Genomic DNA, 18587 nt, shown 5'->3' with positions numbered 1-18587 from the left:
TTCATGTGTTCTGCGGTTTCTTCATGCGCATCGCTCTTGGCATCGAATACGACGGCACCGGCTTTCTCGGCTGGCAACGGCTGAGCCACGGCGCGACCGTGCAGGGCGCGTTGGAGCAGGCGCTGTCGTCGGTGGCGGCCCACCCGGTGGATGTCACCTGTGCCGGTCGCACCGATGCCGGCGTGCACGGCGTTTGCCAGGTGGTGCATTTCGACACCGAGGCCCGACGCGACCTGCGCGGCTGGACACTTGGCGCTTGCTCCAACCTGCCCACGGGCGTGGCGGTGCTCTGGGCGCATGCGGTGCCGGAAGACTTTCATGCGCGTTTTTCCGCGCGTAGCCGGCGTTATCGATACACCCTTCTCAATCGCCCGATACGGGCGGCCTTGCGTGCGCGCTACGTGACCTGGGAGCGCTTGCCGCTGGATGCCGGGCGCATGCATGCCGCGGCGCAGGCCCTGCTGGGCGAGCATGATTTCAGCGCCTTCCGCGCGGCGTCGTGCCAGGCTGCGCATGCCAATCGCTGCGTGCTGGCGGTGAGCGTGCATCGCAGCGGCGAGGAGGTGGTGGTGGAGATCGAGGCGAATGCCTTCCTGCACCACATGGTGCGCAATATCGTCGGATCGCTGCTGCCGATCGGTCGTGGCGAACAGCCGGTCGAGTGGATGGCCGAACTGCTGGCCGGGCGCAATCGTGACGTGGCCGGTCCCACCGCGTTGCCCAACGGGCTGGCCTTCATGGGGCCACGCTACGAGGCACATTGGGGCCTGCCGCCGGAGGTGAGCCAATGACGCGGATCAAGTGTTGCGGCATGACCCGGACCGAGGATGCGCTGCTGGCGGCGCAACTGGGGGCGGATGCGATCGGCCTGGTGTTCACCGCCCGCAGCCGGCGGCAGGTGGACATCGCACGGGCCCGGGCGATCCGCCGCGCGCTGCCCCCGTTCGTGACCTGCGTTGCGCTGTTCATGGACGACGAGGCATCTCTGGTCGAGGAGGTGCTGGCAACGGTGCGGCCCGACCTGCTGCAATTCCACGGCGAGGAAAGCAACGACTGGTGCGCGCAATTCGGCGTGCCATGGTTGAAGGCCGTGGCGATGGGCGAGGGGGCCGCCGCATTGCCGAGGTTGCGCGCTTATCCCGATGCCATGGGCTTGCTGCTCGATGGGCATGGTCTCGGAGAGGCCGGCGGCAGCGGCAAGGCATTCGACTGGTCGCTGATGCCGCACGACCTGGCACAACCGCTGCTGCTGGCCGGCGGCCTGCATGCCGGCAACGTGGGCGTGGCGATTCGGGCGGCGCGACCGTGGGCCGTGGACGTGGCCAGCGGCGTGGAGTCCGCGCCAGGCATCAAGGACCCGGCCAGGCTGGCGGCTTTCATTGCGGCCGTGCGCGCCGCGGACAAGACGGAAGAAGCGTCATGAGCGAACTTTCCCGCGCGACCCCTGCGCCCGCCGCCATCGAGGAATACCAGGCCGGCGGTGATCGCCCGTTCGGACTCGACGACGTGCTGGGCCGCGAGCGTCCGCTGGTGATCCGTGGCCTGGTGCGTGACTGGCCGATCGTGAAGCTGGCGCGACAGTCGGACACGGCCTTCGCGCAGCGGTTGGCGGAGCTGGACAACGGTGCCGACGTGAGCACCTTGATGATCGAGCCGGACGCCGATGGCATCATCGGCTACACGGCGGACATGAGCGATCTCAGCTACCAGCACTTCAAGGTGCCGGTGACCCTGGGTCTGCAGCGGCTGGCAAAGTACAGCCGGCGCGAAGATGCGCCGGGGCTGGTGATCCAGAGTGCGCCGATTCGCGATTGCCTGCCCGGATTCCTCGCCGATCATGCGCTGCCTTTCCTTGACCCCGGCGTGGAGCCGCGCCTGTGGATGGGCAACCGGGTCACCACGCCCACGCATTTCGATTCGCAGCACAACATCGCCTGCGTGGTGTGCGGCACGCGCCGCTTCACGCTGTTCCCGCCGGAGCAGCTGCCGAATCTCTACATCGGCCCGCTGGATTTCGCACCCACCGGTGCCGCGATCAGCATGGCGCGGCTGGACCGGCCGGACGACCCGCGCTATCCGCGCCTGAAGCGCGCACTGGCGGCGGCGCAGGTGGCTGAGTTGCATCCGGGCGATGCGATCTACATGCCGCCCTTGTGGTGGCACAACGTCGAATCGCTGGAGCGGCTCAACGCGCTGGTGAACTATTGGTGGAACCCGGTCGATATCCCGGGCTACCACACCGGGCATGCGCGGGCGGCGCTGTACCACTGCCTGCTCGCCTTCCGTGCGCTGCCGTCCGCCGAGCGCGACAGTTGGCGGAACCTGCTGGATCACTACGTATTCGGTGACGAAGAAGCCATTGCGCATATCCCCGAGCATCGCAGGGGCGTGCTCGGTCCACTCACGCCCGAGACCATCGAACAACTGAAGCAGGGTGCGCGCCAGCACCTTTGACGCTTCATTCAAGGCTGCATCAGTTCCCGCTGCAACCAGTTCGACAGTGCGGTCACGCGTGCATCGCCAGCGCGCTTTGGCGCGCACAGGGCCCAGCTCGCCCGGGTTGGACGAAACCCCCACGGCGCAAGCAGGCGGCCGGCAGCCAGGTCGTCGGCCACCAGTTGCTGCGGAGCGATGGCCACGCCGAGGCCGGCTACTGCCGCTTCCAGCAGATAGTAAAGATGCTCGAACGACTGGCCGTAATGCAGGCGGCTGGCGGCGATGCGTTGCGTGCGCGCCCATGCCGGCCACGCTTGCGGGCGCGAGGCGGTGTGCAGCAGGGCTTCCTTGCACAAGGCGGTGGCGCTGGCCTTGCGCAGGGCGGCCTGATGCGGGTGACGCGGACTGAATACGGGGCCGATCCGTTCCGGGGCGAGTTCGTGCACCTGCCATTCCGTCGGCCAGGGCGGTTCGGCCAGCAGTAGCGCGGCGTCCAGGCCGGGCAGCGCGGCGGCCGGCATGCCTTCGGCGGCGGACAGGTGCAGTTTCAGTTCCGGCAAGTCGCGGCCCAGCCGGTCCATGCGTGGAATGATCCAGCGCGCCAGCACGCTGCCGGAGCAGCCGAGCACGAACGGTGCGTGGCTTGCGCCGTGGCGCAGTTCCTCGCAGGTCTTGCGCAGTTGCGTGAATGCCCCGGCGACACTGTCGCGCAGGCGCAGGCCCGCGGCCGTCAGTGCCAAGCCGCGTCCTTCGCGGCTGAACAGCGCTACGCCAAGCTCGGCTTCCAGGGCACGGATCTGTCGGCTTACCGCGCCGTGGGTCACGTGCAGTTCGAGACCGGCGCGACTCACGCTTTCCAGCCGCGCCGCCGCCTCGAAGGCACGCAAGGCATTCAGCGAGGGCAGTTCGCGGGACATGGCATCTGTGAGTTTTCCTGACAGGTTGTGGCGATCTTATCGCTTTTTCCCGATGCGCCGCTGCGCTAGGGTAAACGCCTTGTCGCAATGCTCTGGCGTTACGACGATTTCCCTCATGCGAGTAACGGCGATGTCCACGATTGACGACTTCCATGCCTGGCCCGATGCGCAAGGCCGTTTTGGCAATTACGGCGGCAGCTATGTGGCCGAGACACTGATCGCGCCGTTGGCCGAGCTGACCGAGGCCTACCTGCGCTTGCGCAAGGATCCCGCTTTCATCGCCGAGCTGGATCGCGACCTGACGAATTACGTGGGGCGGCCCAGCCCGATCTATTTCGCCGAGCGGTTGACGAAGCACGTGGGCGGCGCGCGCATCCTGCTCAAGCGCGAGGACCTGAACCACACCGGTGCGCACAAGATCAACAACACCGTGGGCCAGGCGCTGGTGGCGCGGCACATGGGCAAGACCCGCATCATCGCCGAGACCGGTGCCGGCCAGCACGGCGTGGCCAGCGCCACGGTCGCCACGCGGCTGGGCCTGGAGTGCGTGGTCTACATGGGTGCGGTGGACATCGAGCGGCAGAAGGCGAATGTCTATCGGATGAAGCTGCTGGGCGCTGAGGTGGTGCCGGTTACGTCCGGCTCGAAGACGTTGAAGGACGCACTGAACGAGGCCATGCGCGACTGGGTCACCAATGTCGCCGACACCTTCTACATCATCGGCACGGTGGCCGGGCCGCATCCGTATCCGCTGATGGTGCGCGACTTCAATGCCATCGTGGGCCGCGAGGCGCGCGCGCAGATGCTGGAACAGTACGGCCGTTTGCCCGACGTGCTGACGGCATGCGTGGGCGGTGGCTCCAACGCGATCGGCCTGTTTCATGCCTTCCTCAACGACCGCGACGTGCGCATCGTCGGCGCCGAGGCGGCCGGCGAGGGCATTGCCACCGGTCATCACGCCGCGTCGCTGGCGGCGGGGCGGCCGGGTGTGCTGCACGGCAATCGCACCTATGTGTTGTGCGACGACAATGGCCAGATCACCGAAACGCATTCGGTCTCGGCAGGCCTCGACTATCCCGGCGTCGGCCCGGAGCATGCTTTCCTCAAGGATGCCGGTCGCGCCGATTACGTCGGTGTCACCGACGACGAAGCGCTGGAGGCCTTCCACCTGCTGGCGCGCAGCGAAGGCATTCTTGCCGCGCTGGAATCCAGTCATGCGGTGGCGCAGGCGATCAAGCTGGCGCGCGAATATCCGAAGGACGGCATCGTGCTGTGCAACCTGTCCGGCCGTGGCGACAAGGATGTGCATACGATCGCCGAACGCGAAGGAGTCGAAGTCTAGGAGTGAGTGGAGAGGAGTGAGGAGTGAGAGAAAAGCTTCGCACTCCGACACCTCTCGCACTTGCCTCGGCTCTCTCTCACTTCTCACTACTCTTGGCTCACTTCTGCCTTATGAATCGCATCGACGCTCGTTTTGCCCAACTCAAGGCTGCGCATCGCACCGGCCTGATCCCGTTTGTCACCGCGGGCGATCCGTCGCCCGAACATGTGGTGGCGTTGATGCACGCGCTGGTCGAGGCCGGTGCCGACCTGATCGAGCTGGGCGTGCCGTTTTCCGACCCGATGGCCGACGGTCCGGTGATCCAGCACGCCAGCGAGCGCGCGATTGCGAAGGGCGTCGGTCTGGCCGATGTGCTGGGCTGGGTCGCCGAGTTCCGCCAGCGCGATGCAGACACGCCGGTGGTGCTGATGGGCTATCTCAACCCGGTCGAGATCCACGGTTATGCGCGCTTTGCCCGGGAAGCCGTGCAGGCGGGAGTCGATGGCGTGCTGCTGGTCGATTGCCCACTGGAGGAATCCGCGGTGCTGGCATCGTTGCGCGAGGCCGGCTTGCGGCAGATCCTGCTGGCGGCGCCAACCACCGCACCCGCGCGTATGGCAGCGTTGTGCGAGTCGGCCGAGGGCTTCCTGTATTATGTGTCGTTCGCCGGGATTACCGGCGCGGGGCGCCTGAGCACCTCGGACATCGCCGCTCGCGTGGCGGATATCCGGGCCCATGCCAGGACGCCGGTGGCGGTGGGCTTCGGCGTGCGCGATGCGCAGAGTGCGAAAGCCATTGCCGCTTTCGCCGATGCAGTCGTGATCGGCAGCGCGCTGGTGGAACGGTTGGCAGGTGCGGATGAAGAAGGCGAGGTCGCCGCGCGTGCGCGGGCGTTCCTTGAACCGATCCGCACGGCGCTTGATGCACCTTGAAACGGCTGACCTGGCCGCTTCGAGGCCAGGAACGTTCGAGGTGTTGCGATGAATTGGCTGCAGAAAATCATGACTCCGCGTGTTCGCACGCAAGGCTCCGCCGCTGCTGCCGGCAAGGGCAAGGTGCCGGAAGGCGTGTGGGAGAAGTGCGGCGGTTGCGGCACGGTGCTGTACAAGCCGGAGCTGGAGCGCAACCTGATGGTGTGCCCCAAGTGCGGCCATCATCACGCCATCCGTGCCCGTGCGCGCCTGCAGTCCCTGTTCGACGAAGGTTCGACCAGGGAATGGTGGTCGAGCATGGAAGCCAACGACCCGCTGAAATTCCGCGACTCGAAGAAGTATCGCGACCGCATCGTCGCCGCGCAGAAGTCCAGCGGCGAGAAGGACGCGATGATCGCGATGAGCGGCAAGCTCAAGGGGCGCTCGCTGATGGCGGTGTCCTTCGACTTCGCCTACATGGGCGGCTCGATGGGCTCGGTGGTGGGCGAGAAGTTCACCCGCGCGGCCGAGAAGGCATTGGCCGAAAAGAGCGCACTGGTGTGTTTCTCCGCCACCGGCGGCGCGCGCATGCAGGAATCGCTGTTCTCGCTGATGCAGATGGCCAAGACCTCGGCGGCGCTGGCGCGGCTGCGCGGTGCCGGCGTGCCGTACATCAGCGTGCTGACCAACCCGACCACCGGCGGCGTGTCCGCCAGCCTGGCCCTGCTGGGCGACATCAATATCGGCGAGCCGAAGGCGCTGATCGGTTTCGCCGGCCCGCGCGTGATCGAGCAGACCGTGCGCGAGACGTTGCCGGAAGGTTTCCAGCGTTCGGAATTCCTGGTCGAGCATGGCGCCATCGACCTGATCGTCGACCGCCGCGAAATGCGCGACAAACTGGCCGACCTGCTGGGCCTGATGACCAAGGCGCCGCGCGCCGCGTGAGCATCAGTACATGATTGCAACGACGATGCCGCCTTCGGGCGGCATCGTCGTTTCTGCCCTGGAGGTTTTCCACAGCTTGTGTGGATGGTTGTCGAACAAAGCTGTGGACAAGCCGATTTCATGGCTTTGCCGACAAGCACTTGGCACGCGTTGATGAAAATTTGCGCAGCGTGCTTCAGCTTTTCCACAGTGACTGTGGAGCTGGCTGGGTAAAGCCTGTGGATAGATGACCTATCTGCTTGATTGTGCAACGTGCCGCGACATGCTGGGCAACATTTGCTCAGGCGAACGGGATCGCCCCGGGAACCAGCCACAGCGAAAGCGCACCGAGCCCGCTGCCGATCACCAGCGCTGCAAGCACGTCACTGGGGTAATGCAGCCCGAGGATCACCCTCGAAGCCGCGACCAGCGCGGTGAACGGCAGCAGTAGCGGCGCCAGCGCGGGATACCACGCCAGCGCCACGATGGTGAAGCCGACGGCCTGCAGCGTGTGGCCGGAAGGGAAGCTGAATTCGTCCAGTGGCGGCAGGTGCGCGATTACGCCGGGACAGGTACGAAACGGACGCGGGCGTCGCGTATAGCGCTTGAGCACGCGATAGAGCAGCAGCGCAACCAGGCCGGTCGCGGCCATGTGCAAGGCCGCATGAAGGCCGCGCAAGCCATGCAGCAAAACCAGGGCGAGCATCACGGCGTACCAGAACACGCCATCGCCCAGGCGGCTGATGGCGGCGAAGAAAGTGCCGACCGTGTGGCGGGCACCCCAGCGGTTGGCCAGCATGCAGAGGCGTGCATCCATGGCAAGCCGCGGTGTGTCAGGTGCGGGTGGGGAGTGCGTGGCGTGCATGGGCTTGCTCCCTGGTCAGGTCGGTCAACAAAGCTTCGAATTCGCGAACCACGGTTTCCGGCGACAGCCGTTCCACATCCTCGCGCGCGGCGCGGCCCATGCGGCGGATCTGCCCGGAGTGCTCGGCCAGAAGACTGGTGGCGGCGATGAAAGCGCCAGCATCGCCGGGCTTGATGCAGTAGCCGTTGACGCCGTCGCGCAGGTGTTCGTGCGCGGCGCCCACGTCATAGGCCACCACCGGCAACGCGGAGGCCATCGCTTCGAGGATGACGTTGCCGAAGGTTTCGCTGAGGCTGGGGAACGGAAACAGGTCCGCGCTGGCGTAGTGTCGGGCCAGTGCTTCGCCGCGCTGCATGCCGACGAAGATGAAATCCGGATGCGCCGCTTGAAGCGCCGCGCGTGCGGGGCCGTCGCCCACCCACACGTAGCGTGCTGCCGGTGCCTGCTGTCGCACGGCCTCGAAGGCTTGCACGGCCAGTTCCAGGTTCTTCTCCGGCGCCATGCGCCCCACGTAGATTGCCACCGGGACGTCGTCGGTCACGCCCCATTGCGCGCGCAGTGCGAGATCGCGCTTGTCCGGATGGAACATGCAGGTATCGACTGCTCGGCGCAGCAGACACGCATTGTCGACGCCCAGTGTTTCCAGCTCGCGGGCCAGGGCTTCGGTCGGAACCAGGGTGCTGGCGGCGCGGCGATGGAAGCGACGCAGATACATGCGTACCAGTGGCGTCGTCCAAGCCATGCCGTAATGGCGGGCGTAATGATCGAAGCGGGTGTGGAATCCGGTGGCGATCGGAATGCCCATGCTGCGGGCGACGCGCAGGGCAGACCAGCCCAACGGGCCTTCGGTCGCGATATAGACGACATCGGGACGCTGACGACCCCAGCGATCACGCAGCGCGCGGCCGGCGGGCAGGCCCGCGCGTACACCGGGGTAGCGGGGCACGTTGATGCCGCGGGTGTGCAATTCCTCGATGCCGGCTTCCGGCGCTCCCGGCTGTGCCTGGTCGGGACGCACCAGGTCGATGCGGTGGCCATGTGCGGCCAGGCCGGTGGCCAGGCCATGCACGGTAAGTGAAACCCCGTTGATTTCCGGTGGCCATGTCTCGCTGACAATGCCAATGCGCATGGCGACAATCCCCGAACCCGTTGTGCACAGCATCGTCGTGCGGGGTTGCGCCTGCATGGCTGTTGCATGACGTCGCGATGACGTTGCCACAGCCGTTTCGCCAGGGCGCTTTCCGATGCTTGCGAGTGCAATGCGCGAGCCGGGTGGAGATTCCCTGCAGCCTCGATAGACTGGTCGCTCTTTCACGATGGAGATGCGTCGATGAAACGCTTGATGATCGCGTTCGCCCTGACGGTTTTGTCCGGTGCCACGTTCACCGCCGCCACGCAGGGATTGCCGGTGACCAAGGCGCCTGCCGGAGCCTCGGTCTACATCATTTCACCCCGGGACGGCGCCACCGTGCCGCAGAGTTTCACTGTGCGCTTCGGCCTCAAGGGCATGGGTGTGGCGCCGGCCGGCGTGGAGAAGGCGGGCACCGGTCACCACCATTTGCTGGTCGACGTGAAGCAGCTGCCGGCGGCCGGGCTGCCGATTCCGAGCGATGCGCACCATATCCATTTCGGTGGCGGCCAGACCCAGACGACACTCAAGCTCGCGCCGGGCACGCATACCTTGCAGCTTGAGCTGGGCGACGCTCATCACGTCCCGTTCGACCCGCCGCTGGTGTCGAAGCGGATCACCATTCACGTGAAGTGAGCGGGATGTTTCGGCCGTGGGCCCGCGTGCTCAGCGGCCGAAATACACCGAGACGCCGATACCGGCTTCCCACGTGTCGGCGTGGCCGGCGAGCCGGTGGCGGACACTGCCATCGAGCTGCACGCGTGGAGTGACCTGCCATGCCAGCCCGGCGCCGGCCATGCTGCCGGTGCCCGTGTTGGCGTCGTGCTGCTGGGCCAGTTCGACGTAGCCGTTGAGCGTGGATGTCAGGGCATGGCTGGCGTTGAGCGCAAGCAGCGTGCTGTCACGTCCGCCGGCGCGCACGTTTTGCAGGTACATGCTCAGCGCATTACGCGGATCCAGTTGCCAGTTGAAGTCGGCGCCCAGCAGGTATTGCCGCTGGTCGTTGCGGAAATCGCGTGCGCCGTCGGTGAATTCCACGCTGCCAGGCAGCCCCCAGCTGAAAGCGCCGGAAGCGGGCAGGGCGAATTTCATGGCCACGCTGCTGTCGCCGCGTCCGTAACGGGCACCGCTGTGGGTCGGGAGCGGATGCAGGCGGTTGTACGAGCTGCCCAGTTGCAGTTCCAGCGGGCCGCCCAGGCCCACTCGCAACAGCGTGTCGGCGGTGTATTGCGAGCTGCCGATGCCGCCGCCCTGTCCGCGGCTCCAGTCCGGCAGACCCTGTTCCAGCGTTACGTCGCCCGCGCCCAGCACGGCAGGCGTGAAGCCCAGGCCGGGGCGGTCGTAGCCCGGGTTGTCGTCGGCATGGGCCAGGGCCGGAAGCCCGGCAATCGCACCCAACGCAAGCGCGGCCAGCAACGCACATCGGCGGAGGCCTTCGTATCGGCTAAAATCCATGGTTCAGTTCCGTTTCCTTTGAAGAATCCCGATGACCGTCCGCACCCGTTTCGCCCCCAGCCCCACCGGTTTCCTGCACATCGGTGGCGCACGCACCGCATTGTATTGCTGGCTGGAGGCGCGGCGGCGTGGTGGCGAGTTCGTGTTGCGCATCGAGGATACCGATCGCGAACGCTCCACCGAGGAAGCGGTGAAGGCCATCCTGGATGCGATGCACTGGCTGGACCTGGATGCCGACGAGGCCCCGGTGTACCAGACCCATCGCCTGGCCCGCTACAGGGAAGTGGCCGAAAAGCTGTTGGCCGAGGGCAAGGCGTACTACGCCTATGAGTCCAAGGAAGAGATCGAGGCGATGCGCGAGGCCGCCATGGCGAAGGGCGAGAAGCCTCGCTACAACGGCTATTACCGCGACCGCAACGAAGCCTTCCGTGAGGACCCGAACCGGGTGATCCGCTTCCGCAATCCGCAGGAAGGCTCGGTGGTGTTCGAGGACAAGGTGAAGGGTCGCATCGAGTTCGCCAACAGCGAGCTGGATGACCTGGTGATCTTCCGTTCCGATGGCTGGCCCACCTACAACTTCGCCGTGGTGGTGGACGACATCGACATGCGCATCACCGAGGTGATCCGCGGCGACGACCACGTCAACAACACGCCACGCCAGATCAACATCTACCACGCGCTGGGCGCGCCGGTGCCGGAGTTCGCGCACCTGCCGATGATCCTGGACAAGGAAGGCAAGAAGCTGTCCAAGCGCACCAACTCGGTCAGCGTGATGGAGTACCGCGAGGATGGCTACCTGCCGCACGCGATCCTCAATTACCTGGTGCGGCTGGGCTGGTCGCACGGCGACCAGGAGATCTTCTCGCGCGAGGAGATGGTGAAGCTGTTCGATACCGCCGACGTCAACAAGGCGGCCTCGCGCTTCGACACCGAAAAGCTCAACTGGCTCAACCAGCATTACCTGAAGTCCGACGAGCCCGCCACGCTGGTGCCGGAATTCGAATGGCACCTGCAACGCATCGGCATCGACGCGTCGAAGGGGCCGGCACCCGCCGAAGTGATCGTGGCGCTGCGCGACCGCGTGCACACGCTGAAGGAAATGGCCGAGCGCGCGAAGATCTGGTACGGCCCGATTACCGAATGGGACGACAAGGCCGTCGCCAAGCACCTGCAGAACGACAGCGCGCCCCGCGTGCTGGACGAAGCCAAGGCATTGCTGGCCACGGTCGAATGGCAGCCCGAGCCGATCCATCAGGTGATCGAGCAGGTGGCCGCCAGGCTGGAATTGGGCATGGGCAAGGTGGCGCAGCCGCTGCGCGTGGCCATGACCGGCACGCAGGTATCGCCATCGATCGACCACACCATCTATCTGTGTGGTCGCGAGGAAGCGTTGAAGCGCATCGACGCCGCGCTGGTCCGGGCCCGGGGCTGACATGGCTCGCAGCGAGCCTTTCGCATGAACGAACTGCTCGCTCGCGCCACCCAGGGCGTCGACCTCACCGCGCCGGGGGCGTTCTGGCACGTCTTCGCCAATCTGCTTGCGATGACGCCGTGGGCGGCGCTGTTCTGGTGGAACGTGCTTTTCATCGCCGTGGGCGCGCTACTGGGCTGGTGGCGCGGACGGCTGGCGGAGGGCATCGCCTGGGCTTTCGTGCTGGGGCCGATCGGCTGGCTGGTGTTCCTGCTGCGCAAGCGTCGGCCGCCGCCCTTGCCGCGGTGATGCGTTCACGTGCTCCCGCTTGCCTTTCTGCCGCGCAGCCCTCACCTTTGCAGGCGCAGCAAACGGGTTTGAGGGGATTTACGTGAACAGCGCCGCCGACAAGTCACATGCCCACGATCATCATCATGAGACGCCGAAGTCACTGGTGGCTGCGGTGGAGCACGCCAGTGAGGAACGCGGCCTGCGCCTGACCCCGTTGCGCAGGGAAGTGATGGAACTGGTGGCCGCAGCGGGCAAGCCGGTGAAGGCTTACGACCTGCTCGATCACCTGCGCGAAAAGCACGGCAACGCGGCGCCGCCCACGGTCTATCGGGCGCTGGATTTCCTGCTGGAAAACGGCTTCATCCACAAGCTGGAATCGATCAACGCCTTCGTCTCCTGCCACCACCCGGCCGAGGCGCATCAGGTGCCGTTCCTGATCTGCGACGTGTGTTCCAGCGCGCAGGAAGTGTGCGACCCGCACGTGGCCGAGTTGATCGAGGCGCAAGCGAAAGCCTTCGGGTTTCGCCCGCAGGCGCAGACCCTGGAAGTGCACGGCATCTGCAAGCAGTGCCGCCGCAGCTGAGCGTGCCGGTTCAGTGCAGGAGCGGCACCGGCGGGTGAATCCGCCGACGGCGACGGCCCGGCTGGATGCTGATGCGCTGCGCCGCTTTGCCGCCTTCGCCGATCGCGTCGATGCCTGAACAGGCGGGCAGCGAGGTGTGCTGGTCTCGCCGTCCGAATATGTTATAGAATAACATTACACACCCCGCACCGGCATTCCTCCATGGCCAAGCCTCCCCAAAACGAACGTAGCGTCTGGCGTATCGCCGACCGTATCGGTGCGACGGCGGCGTTCCTGTGCGCGATTCACTGCGCACTGCTGCCTTTCGTGCTGGCACTGCTGCCGCTGCTAGGGCTGGATTTCCTGGCCAGCCATACCTTCGAACGCAACTTCGTGTTGTTCGCCTGCATGCTGGCGACGGCCACCCTGGTCAGCGGGTATCGGCGCCACGGCCGCCCGCTGCCGTTGTGCCTGGCATTGCCGGGGCTGCTGTTGCTGTTGGTGGGCGTCATTTTCGCGACCCACTATTCCATCGTGTTGCACAGCGTGATGGTGACGTGTGGTGGCCTGCTGGTGGCGTCGGCGCACTTCGTCAACCTGCGGCTGGATCGACAGGCCGGCCACGTGCACAGCATCCGCCACGCACATTGAATGAAGCCGCGCGTGCGGTGATTGTGTAACGGTGCCTGTGCTTCCTAGCATCGCGGCCATGAATCACGTCCACAGCCACGAATCCGCGCCCGGCCATGCCCACGAGCATGACCACGATCACGATCACGCCATCCAGGTAGACGGTCGCGAACGCAAGCTGCTGCTCGCCTTCGTGCTGACCGTGCTGATGCTGGCGATCGAGGCGGCAGGCGGCTGGTGGTCAGGCTCGCTGGCCTTGCTGGCCGATGCGGGCCACATGCTGGTGGATGCATTGGCGCTGCTGCTGGCGTTTGTCGGGGCGTGGCTGGCGCGTCGCCCGGCCGATGCCCGGCGCAGTTACGGCTACGGTCGAACGGAAGTGCTGGCTGGCTTCGTCAATTCGCTGGTCCAGTTCGTGTTGGTGGGCTTCATTGCGTGGGAGGCGGTCGTGCGTTTGTCGCACCTGGACCGCATCCACATTCTCTCCGGCGTGATGCTGGCTGCGGCATTGCTCGGATTGGTGATCAACCTGCTGGTGCTGCGCTTGTTGCACGGGCATGCCCATGACGACGTCAACATGGGCGCCGCCAGCCTGCATGTGCTGGGCGATCTGTTCGGTTCGGTCGGTGCGGTGCTGGCCGCTTTGGCCGTGCGTTGGCTGGGCTGGAACTGGGCGGACCCGCTGCTGTCGCTGCTGGTTTCGCTGCTGATCCTGGGCAGTGCCTGGCGGCTGCTGCGGCGCTCCGTCCACATCCTGCTGGAAGGCATGCCCGAAGGGGTGGACGCCGCTGAAGTGGAGGCTTCGCTGCGCGAGGCCGATACGGCGATCCGCGACGTGCATCATCTCCACGTGTGGCAACTGGCTTCCGGTTCGCGCATGGCGACCCTGCATGTGGACCTGAACGAAGGTGGCGATGGCGCAATCGTGCTGGCGACGATCCGGCAGGTGCTGCGGGATCGTTTCGATATCCGCCACGTGACCGTGCAGATCGATCCGGGCGCGTGTCCGGATGGCGATTCCGGCTGCGCGGATCATGGCCGCGGCGGCGCTTGCCGCTGAGCGACGTCGAGGCTTGCGCTTTGGCGGCTCACTGCTACGATGATTAGCCATCAACACCATTGCGAATCAAGGAGTTCCTCATGGGCAAGGGCGATCGCAAGACCCTTCGCGGCAAGACGTACCGCGGCAGCTACGGCAACAGCCGTGCACATGTCGCCAAGCCGGCCGTGGCCGGTGCCAAGCCGACCGTGACCAAGCCAGCCGCCGCCAAGAAGGCAGCGCCGAAGAAGAAGTCGGCCTGAACCCGGCGACCTTCGAAAAAAGCCCGCTTCGGCGGGCTTTTTTGTGGGCGCGGGACTGTGGGGGTCAGTGCACGGGAACGGTCGCTTCGCCGCCCAGCCACATGTGCCGCACCAGGTTGCCGCCGATCCAGTAGCACAGCTCGGCGGGCTGGCTGGCGTTCCACAGCACCAGGTCGGCGCGCTGGCCCACGGCCAAGGTGCCACGGTCGGGCAGGCCGAGCGCGCGGGCGGCATTCACGGTTACGCCACGCAGGGCTTCCTCGGGGGTGAGGCGGAACAGGGTGCAGGCCATGTTCGCGGCCAGCCGCAGCGACAGCAGCGGTGATGTGCCGGGGTTGCAGTCGGTGGCGATGGCGATGGGTACGCCGTGCTCGCGCAGGGCGGCGAGCGGCGGTAGTTTGGTTTCACGCAACGCGTAGAACGCGCCGGGCAGCAGTACGGCGACGGTACCCGCTTTCGCCATCGCGGCGACGCCGTCGTCGCCCAGGTATTCCAGATGATCGGCGGACAGTCCGTCGAAGGCTGCCACCAGGGCCGCGCCGCCAAGATCCGACAACTGCTCGGCATGCAGTTTCACGGGCAGGCCAAGTTGCTTCGCGCGTTCAAACAGGCGCTGGGTTTCCGCGTGGCTGAAACCGATGCCTTCGCAGAACGCGTCCACCGCGTCGGCCAGCCCTTCGGCGGCGAGCGCGGGCAGCATGTCGTCGCAGACCAGCGCCACGTAATCGTCGCGACGATCCTTGTATTCCGGTGGCAGTGCGTGCAGGCCGAGGAAGCTGGTGCGCACGCTGATGCCGAGTTCGCGGCCGATGCGTCGCGCCACGCGCAGCATGCGCCGCTCGGTGTCCAGCGCCAGCCCGTAGCCGGACTTGATCTCCAGCGTGGTCACGCCGTCGGCGAGCAGGGCGCGCGCACGCGGCAGCGATTGGGCGAACAGCGCATCTTCGTCGGCCGCACGGGTGGCGCGCACGCTGGACACGATGCCGCCGCCGGCGCGCGCGATTTCCTCGTAGCCGGCGCCGTTGAGGCGCAGGTCGAACTCATGTGCGCGATCGCCACCGAATACCAGGTGGGTGTGGCAGTCGATCAGGCCCGGGGTGAGCAGCCGGCCGCCGGCGTCCTCGACATGCTCCGCCCGCGCATCGGCAGGCAGTTCGGCCATCGGGCCGATCCAGGCGATGCGACCGTCGGCGCAAGCCAGTGCGGCATCGGACAGCAGGCCGCAGGGGGCGCCATCGGTGAATGTCGCCAGGGTGGCATGGATCAGCAGCAGGTCCCAGTGTGGTTTGCTCATGATTCGGATCGTTCGTCCGCTTTCTCGTCTTTCGCGTCTTCGGCCGGTGCGGCGCGCTCATCGAACGCACTGGTGTTGCCTGCCAGCGCAGCCGCCTCGGCTTCCGCGCGGACTCGCTCGGTCGCGCTGGCGTGGGCGGCCTGCTGGTGTTCGAAGTCCTGCACCATGCGCTCGGCGAAATCCTTGTACACCGGCGTCGGGCTGAAGATCGAGGCTGCCGCGCGGGCCAGCAGGCAGGCGGCCATGATCGGTATCACCATGTTCTGGTTGTCGGTCAGTTCCATCGAAATCACTGCCGAGGTCAGCGGCGCGCCGGTGACGCCGGAGAGGTAGGCGCTCATGCCCAGCAGCACCACGGACGCGGCCGGAACGTTGGGCAGGAAGTGCGCAATGTTGTGGCCAAGACCGGCACCTACCGCCAGCGCCGGCGAGAAGATGCCACCCGGGATGCCGGCCCAGTACGAGACCACGTTCGCCGCCAGCTTGGCGATGCCGAAGCTTTCGCCGGGCGTGACGGCGGCTTCCTGCACGAACGAGCGGGCCTGGATGTAGCCGGTACCGTAGACGCTGCCGTGCGAGAGCACGCCGATGATCGCCAGGGCCAGCCCGCAGCCCACCGCGAACAGGACCGGCGCATGCGCGCGCAGGCGACCGATATAGGCCAGCGGGCCGCGTCGGCTGAGCAGGATCAGCCGGGCAAACAGGCCGCCCAGCAGGCCGCAGACCAGGCCGGTCAGCAGCACCGCCAGCCATGCGTGCCCCAGCGGCAGGCTGGCCTGCACTTCGCCGAAGTACGAGTAGTTGCCCATGATGCCCAGCGAGACCACGCCGCCCACGAACACGGCGGTCAGCAGCAAGCCGCTGAAGCGGTGTTCGAAGGTGCCGGCCAGTTCCTCGATCGCGAAGATCACGCCGGCCAGCGGCGTATTGAAGGCGGCGGCGATACCGGCGGCACCGCCGGCGAGGATGAAGCGCGAAGCGGCCTTGGGGTCGGTGAAGCCGAAGCGTCGACCCAGCGAATAGAACAGGCCCGCGCCGACATGTACGGTCGGTCCTTCGCGGCCGATGGAGGCACCCACCATCAGCGCGATCAGGGTGAACGCCATCTTGAACACGGCCACCGGCAACGCCAGCATGCGTTGGCGAAAGCTCTCATCCTCGATGTGCAGGGTGCCGATCACCTGCGGAATACCGCTGCCGCGCGTCGCGCTCAGGCGCCCTTCGGTGGCCCATGCCAGCAGTCCGAACACGATCGGCATGATCACCAGCGGAATCCAGATGCCGTATCCGAGAATGATCTGGAACAGGTGGTACGACCAGTTGCTGGCCTTGGTGAACACGATTGCCGCCAGTGCCACCAGGATCGCGCCGGCCCACAGGGCGATGCGTCGCTTCCATTGCTGGGGGGCAAAGAACTCGTGCCCGAGCACGGACTGGAGACGGCTGCCGGATGGCTGGGGACTGGATGGCTGGGGTTCGGGCATCTGTTCAGTATTGCAGGTTTGCCGCAGTCACTTCATCCCGTTGCGTGGCAACCAGCGGGTCTCGTACAGGTCGAAACGGCGGTCCTTGAGGTTCTGCACGGCGCCGGCGTTGCGGGCGCGGGCCAGGCTTTCCAGACGCAGGTCGGCGAACAGCACGGTTTCGATGTTCGGGGTGGAATCGGCGGCGATGCCGTCGCGCGCGAACGGGAAGTCGCTGGGCGTGAGGATGCAGCTCTGGCCGTACTGGATATCGAAATTGTTGACCCCGGGCAGGTTGCCCACGTTGCCCGACATCACCACGTAGCACTGGTTTTCGATCGCCCGTGCCTGCGCGCAGTAGCGCACCCGCAGGTAGCCCTCGCGCACGTCGGTGCAGAACGGCACGAACAGGATCAGCGCGCCCTGGTCGACCAGGTGGCGCGCCACCTCGGGGAACTCGGTGTCGTAGCAGATCGACACGCCGATCGGGCCGCAGTCGGTCAGCACGGTCGCTGCGCTTTCGCCGCCGGTGATGCTCCACACCGTGCGCTCGCTGGGCGTGGGGTGGAGTTTCTCGCGCTCGTGCAGCGAGCCGTCGCGCAAGCAGACGTAGCAGACATTGTGGATGTCGCCGTTGGCCTGCTCGGTGGGATGGGTGCCGGCGATGATGTTGATGTTGTAGCGCACCGCCAGCCGGCTGAAGAGTTCCTTCACCTGTGGCGTCCAGGCGCTGAGCTTGCGGATCGATTCCACCGGCGACAGCTCGGTGTTCTCGATCGACAGCAGCTGCAGGGTGATCAGCTCGGGGAAGGTGACGAAATCGGCGTTGTAGTCGGCGGCGATATCGGTGAAGTATTCCACCTGGGTGGCGAACTCCTCGAATGAGGCGATGCGCCGCTGCAGGTATTGCACCGAGGCCACGCGCACCGAGTCGGGCAGGCGTTGCGGCGTGGCGATCGAGGGGATGTCCGGCTGGTCGAGCAGGCGTGGATTGCGCCACACCAGGTGCACCGCGTAGCCCAGCGATTCATGGTCCGACGGCACGTAGTCGCGCAGCAGGCCGACCACCTCGAAATCATTGGACAACTGAAAGCTCAGCGTAAGGTCACGTCGCCGGCCTTCCACCACCGCCTGCACGTAAGCCTGCGCACTGCCGTAGCGCGACATGTTCTTCGCCAACCCAGGAATGCGTCCGCCGAACACGATGCCGCGCAACTTGAGTTCGCTGCACAGTTGCTTGCGCGCGCGATACAGCCGCTGGCCGATGCGCATGCCGCGGTAATCCGGGTGCACCACCACTTCCATGCCATACAGCCAGTCGCCATCCGGCTTGTGCCGCGAGGCCATGCCGCCGCCGGTGATCTGCATCCAGGTGTGTGGTGCCAGCGCGGTGGCTTCGTCGATACGGAAGGTGGCGCAATAACCGACGATGGTGCCTTCGTACTCGACTACGAACTGGCCTTCCGGAAAGTGCGTCTGTTGCGAACGCAACATTTCTTCCGAGTGGCCCCATTCGGGCGTGTAGACACGGCCGGTAAGCACGGCCAGGGCCGGTACGTCGGCGAGCGTGGCCTGGCGCAACAGCAGTTTCGGGGTGCGTTCGTTGGTCTTTTTCGTCATCCCCCAATGATGCTGCGGCGCAGGTGAAGCGGGCGCGAGCGCGCCGGTTACACTGC

General features: G+C 66.2%; 20 protein-coding genes. 13 read left to right on the top strand and 7 right to left on the bottom strand.

The window, feature by feature from the left end:
* Positions 1-23 precede the first annotated feature (23 nt).
* From truA to AB7849_RS06320, 3 genes are read left to right on the top strand one after another with little or no spacing between them, the layout of a single operon-like run.
* Positions 24-791 carry a tRNA pseudouridine(38-40) synthase TruA gene (gene truA, locus AB7849_RS06330; RefSeq protein WP_008207705.1) on the top strand — a complete coding sequence of 256 codons (768 nt, stop codon included), beginning with the start codon at positions 24-26 and terminating at the stop codon, positions 789-791.
* Positions 788-1423: a phosphoribosylanthranilate isomerase gene (locus AB7849_RS06325; protein WP_008207708.1), complete on the top strand. Its 636-nt coding sequence runs from the start codon at positions 788-790 to the stop codon at positions 1421-1423. Before truA ends, AB7849_RS06325 begins: the two co-directional genes overlap by 4 nt.
* Positions 1420-2454, top strand: a complete 1035-nt coding sequence (locus tag AB7849_RS06320; RefSeq protein ID WP_369500717.1) for a cupin-like domain-containing protein — start codon at positions 1420-1422, stop codon at positions 2452-2454. Before AB7849_RS06325 ends, AB7849_RS06320 begins: the two co-directional genes overlap by 4 nt.
* An 8-nt stretch (positions 2455-2462) precedes the next feature.
* Here the strand turns inward: AB7849_RS06320 and AB7849_RS06315 are convergent, their stop codons facing one another.
* On the bottom strand, positions 2463-3353 hold the full coding sequence (locus AB7849_RS06315; protein ID WP_008207715.1) for a LysR family transcriptional regulator: 891 nt from the start codon (positions 3351-3353) through the stop codon (positions 2463-2465).
* Between the two features lie 130 nt (positions 3354-3483).
* Between AB7849_RS06315 and trpB the strand changes: the two genes are divergently transcribed.
* The 3 genes from trpB to accD all read left to right on the top strand — a co-directional run bounded on the left by trpB (position 3484) and on the right by accD (position 6530).
* On the top strand, positions 3484-4695 hold the full coding sequence (trpB, locus tag AB7849_RS06310) for a tryptophan synthase subunit beta (RefSeq protein WP_008207717.1): 1212 nt from the start codon (positions 3484-3486) through the stop codon (positions 4693-4695).
* 110 nt (positions 4696-4805) lie between these two features.
* Positions 4806-5606: a tryptophan synthase subunit alpha gene (gene trpA, locus AB7849_RS06305; protein ID WP_008207719.1), complete on the top strand. Its 801-nt coding sequence runs from the start codon at positions 4806-4808 to the stop codon at positions 5604-5606.
* Positions 5607-5654: 48 nt separating this feature from the next.
* The gene (gene accD, locus AB7849_RS06300) at positions 5655-6530 is read left to right on the top strand and encodes an acetyl-CoA carboxylase, carboxyltransferase subunit beta (protein ID WP_008207721.1); all 876 of its coding nucleotides are present in this window, start codon (positions 5655-5657) and stop codon (positions 6528-6530) included.
* A 280-nt stretch (positions 6531-6810) separates the two neighbouring features.
* On the opposite strand, the gene AB7849_RS06295 is transcribed toward accD, so the two are convergent.
* Together AB7849_RS06295 and AB7849_RS06290 are read right to left on the bottom strand one after the other, a co-directional pair.
* On the bottom strand, positions 6811-7326 hold the full coding sequence (locus tag AB7849_RS06295) for a phosphatase PAP2 family protein (protein WP_237711736.1): 516 nt from the start codon (positions 7324-7326) through the stop codon (positions 6811-6813).
* Between the two features lie 16 nt (positions 7327-7342).
* Positions 7343-8503 (bottom strand): glycosyltransferase family 4 protein, encoded by a 1161-nt coding sequence (locus AB7849_RS06290; RefSeq protein WP_008207724.1) that lies wholly within the window; start codon positions 8501-8503, stop codon positions 7343-7345.
* A gap of 201 nt (positions 8504-8704) precedes the next feature.
* On the opposite strand from AB7849_RS06290, the gene AB7849_RS06285 reads away from it, so the two are divergent.
* Positions 8705-9139 carry a DUF4399 domain-containing protein gene (locus AB7849_RS06285; RefSeq protein WP_008207726.1) on the top strand — a complete coding sequence of 145 codons (435 nt, stop codon included), beginning with the start codon at positions 8705-8707 and terminating at the stop codon, positions 9137-9139.
* Positions 9140-9169: 30 nt separating this feature from the next.
* Here AB7849_RS06285 and AB7849_RS06280 read toward each other — a convergent pair whose 3' ends face one another.
* On the bottom strand, positions 9170-9958 hold the full coding sequence (locus tag AB7849_RS06280) for a transporter (protein WP_081491679.1): 789 nt from the start codon (positions 9956-9958) through the stop codon (positions 9170-9172).
* A gap of 31 nt (positions 9959-9989) precedes the next feature.
* Between AB7849_RS06280 and gltX the strand changes: the two genes are divergently transcribed.
* The 6 genes from gltX to AB7849_RS06250 all read left to right on the top strand — a co-directional run bounded on the left by gltX (position 9990) and on the right by AB7849_RS06250 (position 14154).
* On the top strand, positions 9990-11390 hold the full coding sequence (gene gltX, locus AB7849_RS06275; RefSeq protein ID WP_369500715.1) for a glutamate--tRNA ligase: 1401 nt from the start codon (positions 9990-9992) through the stop codon (positions 11388-11390).
* 24 nt (positions 11391-11414) lie between these two features.
* Entirely contained in the window at positions 11415-11678 is a 264-nt protein-coding gene (locus AB7849_RS06270) for a hypothetical protein (RefSeq protein ID WP_008207733.1), read from the top strand.
* 82 nt (positions 11679-11760) lie between these two features.
* Complete coding sequence (locus tag AB7849_RS06265; protein ID WP_008207736.1) at positions 11761-12243, top strand: transcriptional repressor; 483 nt, start codon at positions 11761-11763, stop codon at positions 12241-12243.
* Positions 12244-12444: 201 nt separating this feature from the next.
* Positions 12445-12873 (top strand): MerC domain-containing protein, encoded by a 429-nt coding sequence (locus AB7849_RS06260; protein WP_008207738.1) that lies wholly within the window; start codon positions 12445-12447, stop codon positions 12871-12873.
* Positions 12874-12931: 58 nt separating this feature from the next.
* Positions 12932-13912 carry a cation diffusion facilitator family transporter gene (locus tag AB7849_RS06255; protein ID WP_008207740.1) on the top strand — a complete coding sequence of 327 codons (981 nt, stop codon included), beginning with the start codon at positions 12932-12934 and terminating at the stop codon, positions 13910-13912.
* Positions 13913-13992: 80 nt separating this feature from the next.
* Positions 13993-14154: a 30S ribosomal protein THX gene (locus AB7849_RS06250; protein ID WP_008207743.1), complete on the top strand. Its 162-nt coding sequence runs from the start codon at positions 13993-13995 to the stop codon at positions 14152-14154.
* A gap of 64 nt (positions 14155-14218) precedes the next feature.
* Here the strand turns inward: AB7849_RS06250 and hutI are convergent, their stop codons facing one another.
* From hutI to AB7849_RS06235, 3 genes are read right to left on the bottom strand one after another with little or no spacing between them, the layout of a single operon-like run.
* The gene (hutI, locus tag AB7849_RS06245; RefSeq protein WP_369500714.1) at positions 14219-15448 is read right to left on the bottom strand and encodes an imidazolonepropionase; all 1230 of its coding nucleotides are present in this window, start codon (positions 15446-15448) and stop codon (positions 14219-14221) included.
* Positions 15445-16932, bottom strand: a complete 1488-nt coding sequence (locus tag AB7849_RS06240) for a chloride channel protein (RefSeq protein WP_037097953.1) — start codon at positions 16930-16932, stop codon at positions 15445-15447. Before AB7849_RS06240 ends, hutI begins: the two co-directional genes overlap by 4 nt.
* Positions 16933-16959: 27 nt before the next feature.
* Positions 16960-18531, bottom strand: a complete 1572-nt coding sequence (locus AB7849_RS06235; RefSeq protein WP_008207749.1) for a bifunctional GNAT family N-acetyltransferase/carbon-nitrogen hydrolase family protein — start codon at positions 18529-18531, stop codon at positions 16960-16962.
* Between the last annotated feature and the right edge of the window lie 56 nt (positions 18532-18587).

Source organism: Rhodanobacter sp. FW021-MT20 (assembly GCF_041107475.1).
Classification (GTDB): domain Bacteria; phylum Pseudomonadota; class Gammaproteobacteria; order Xanthomonadales; family Rhodanobacteraceae; genus Rhodanobacter_A; species Rhodanobacter_A glycinis.
The sequence above is the reverse complement of the archived record's forward strand: the minus strand, read 5'-3'. Positions and strand labels throughout refer to the sequence as shown.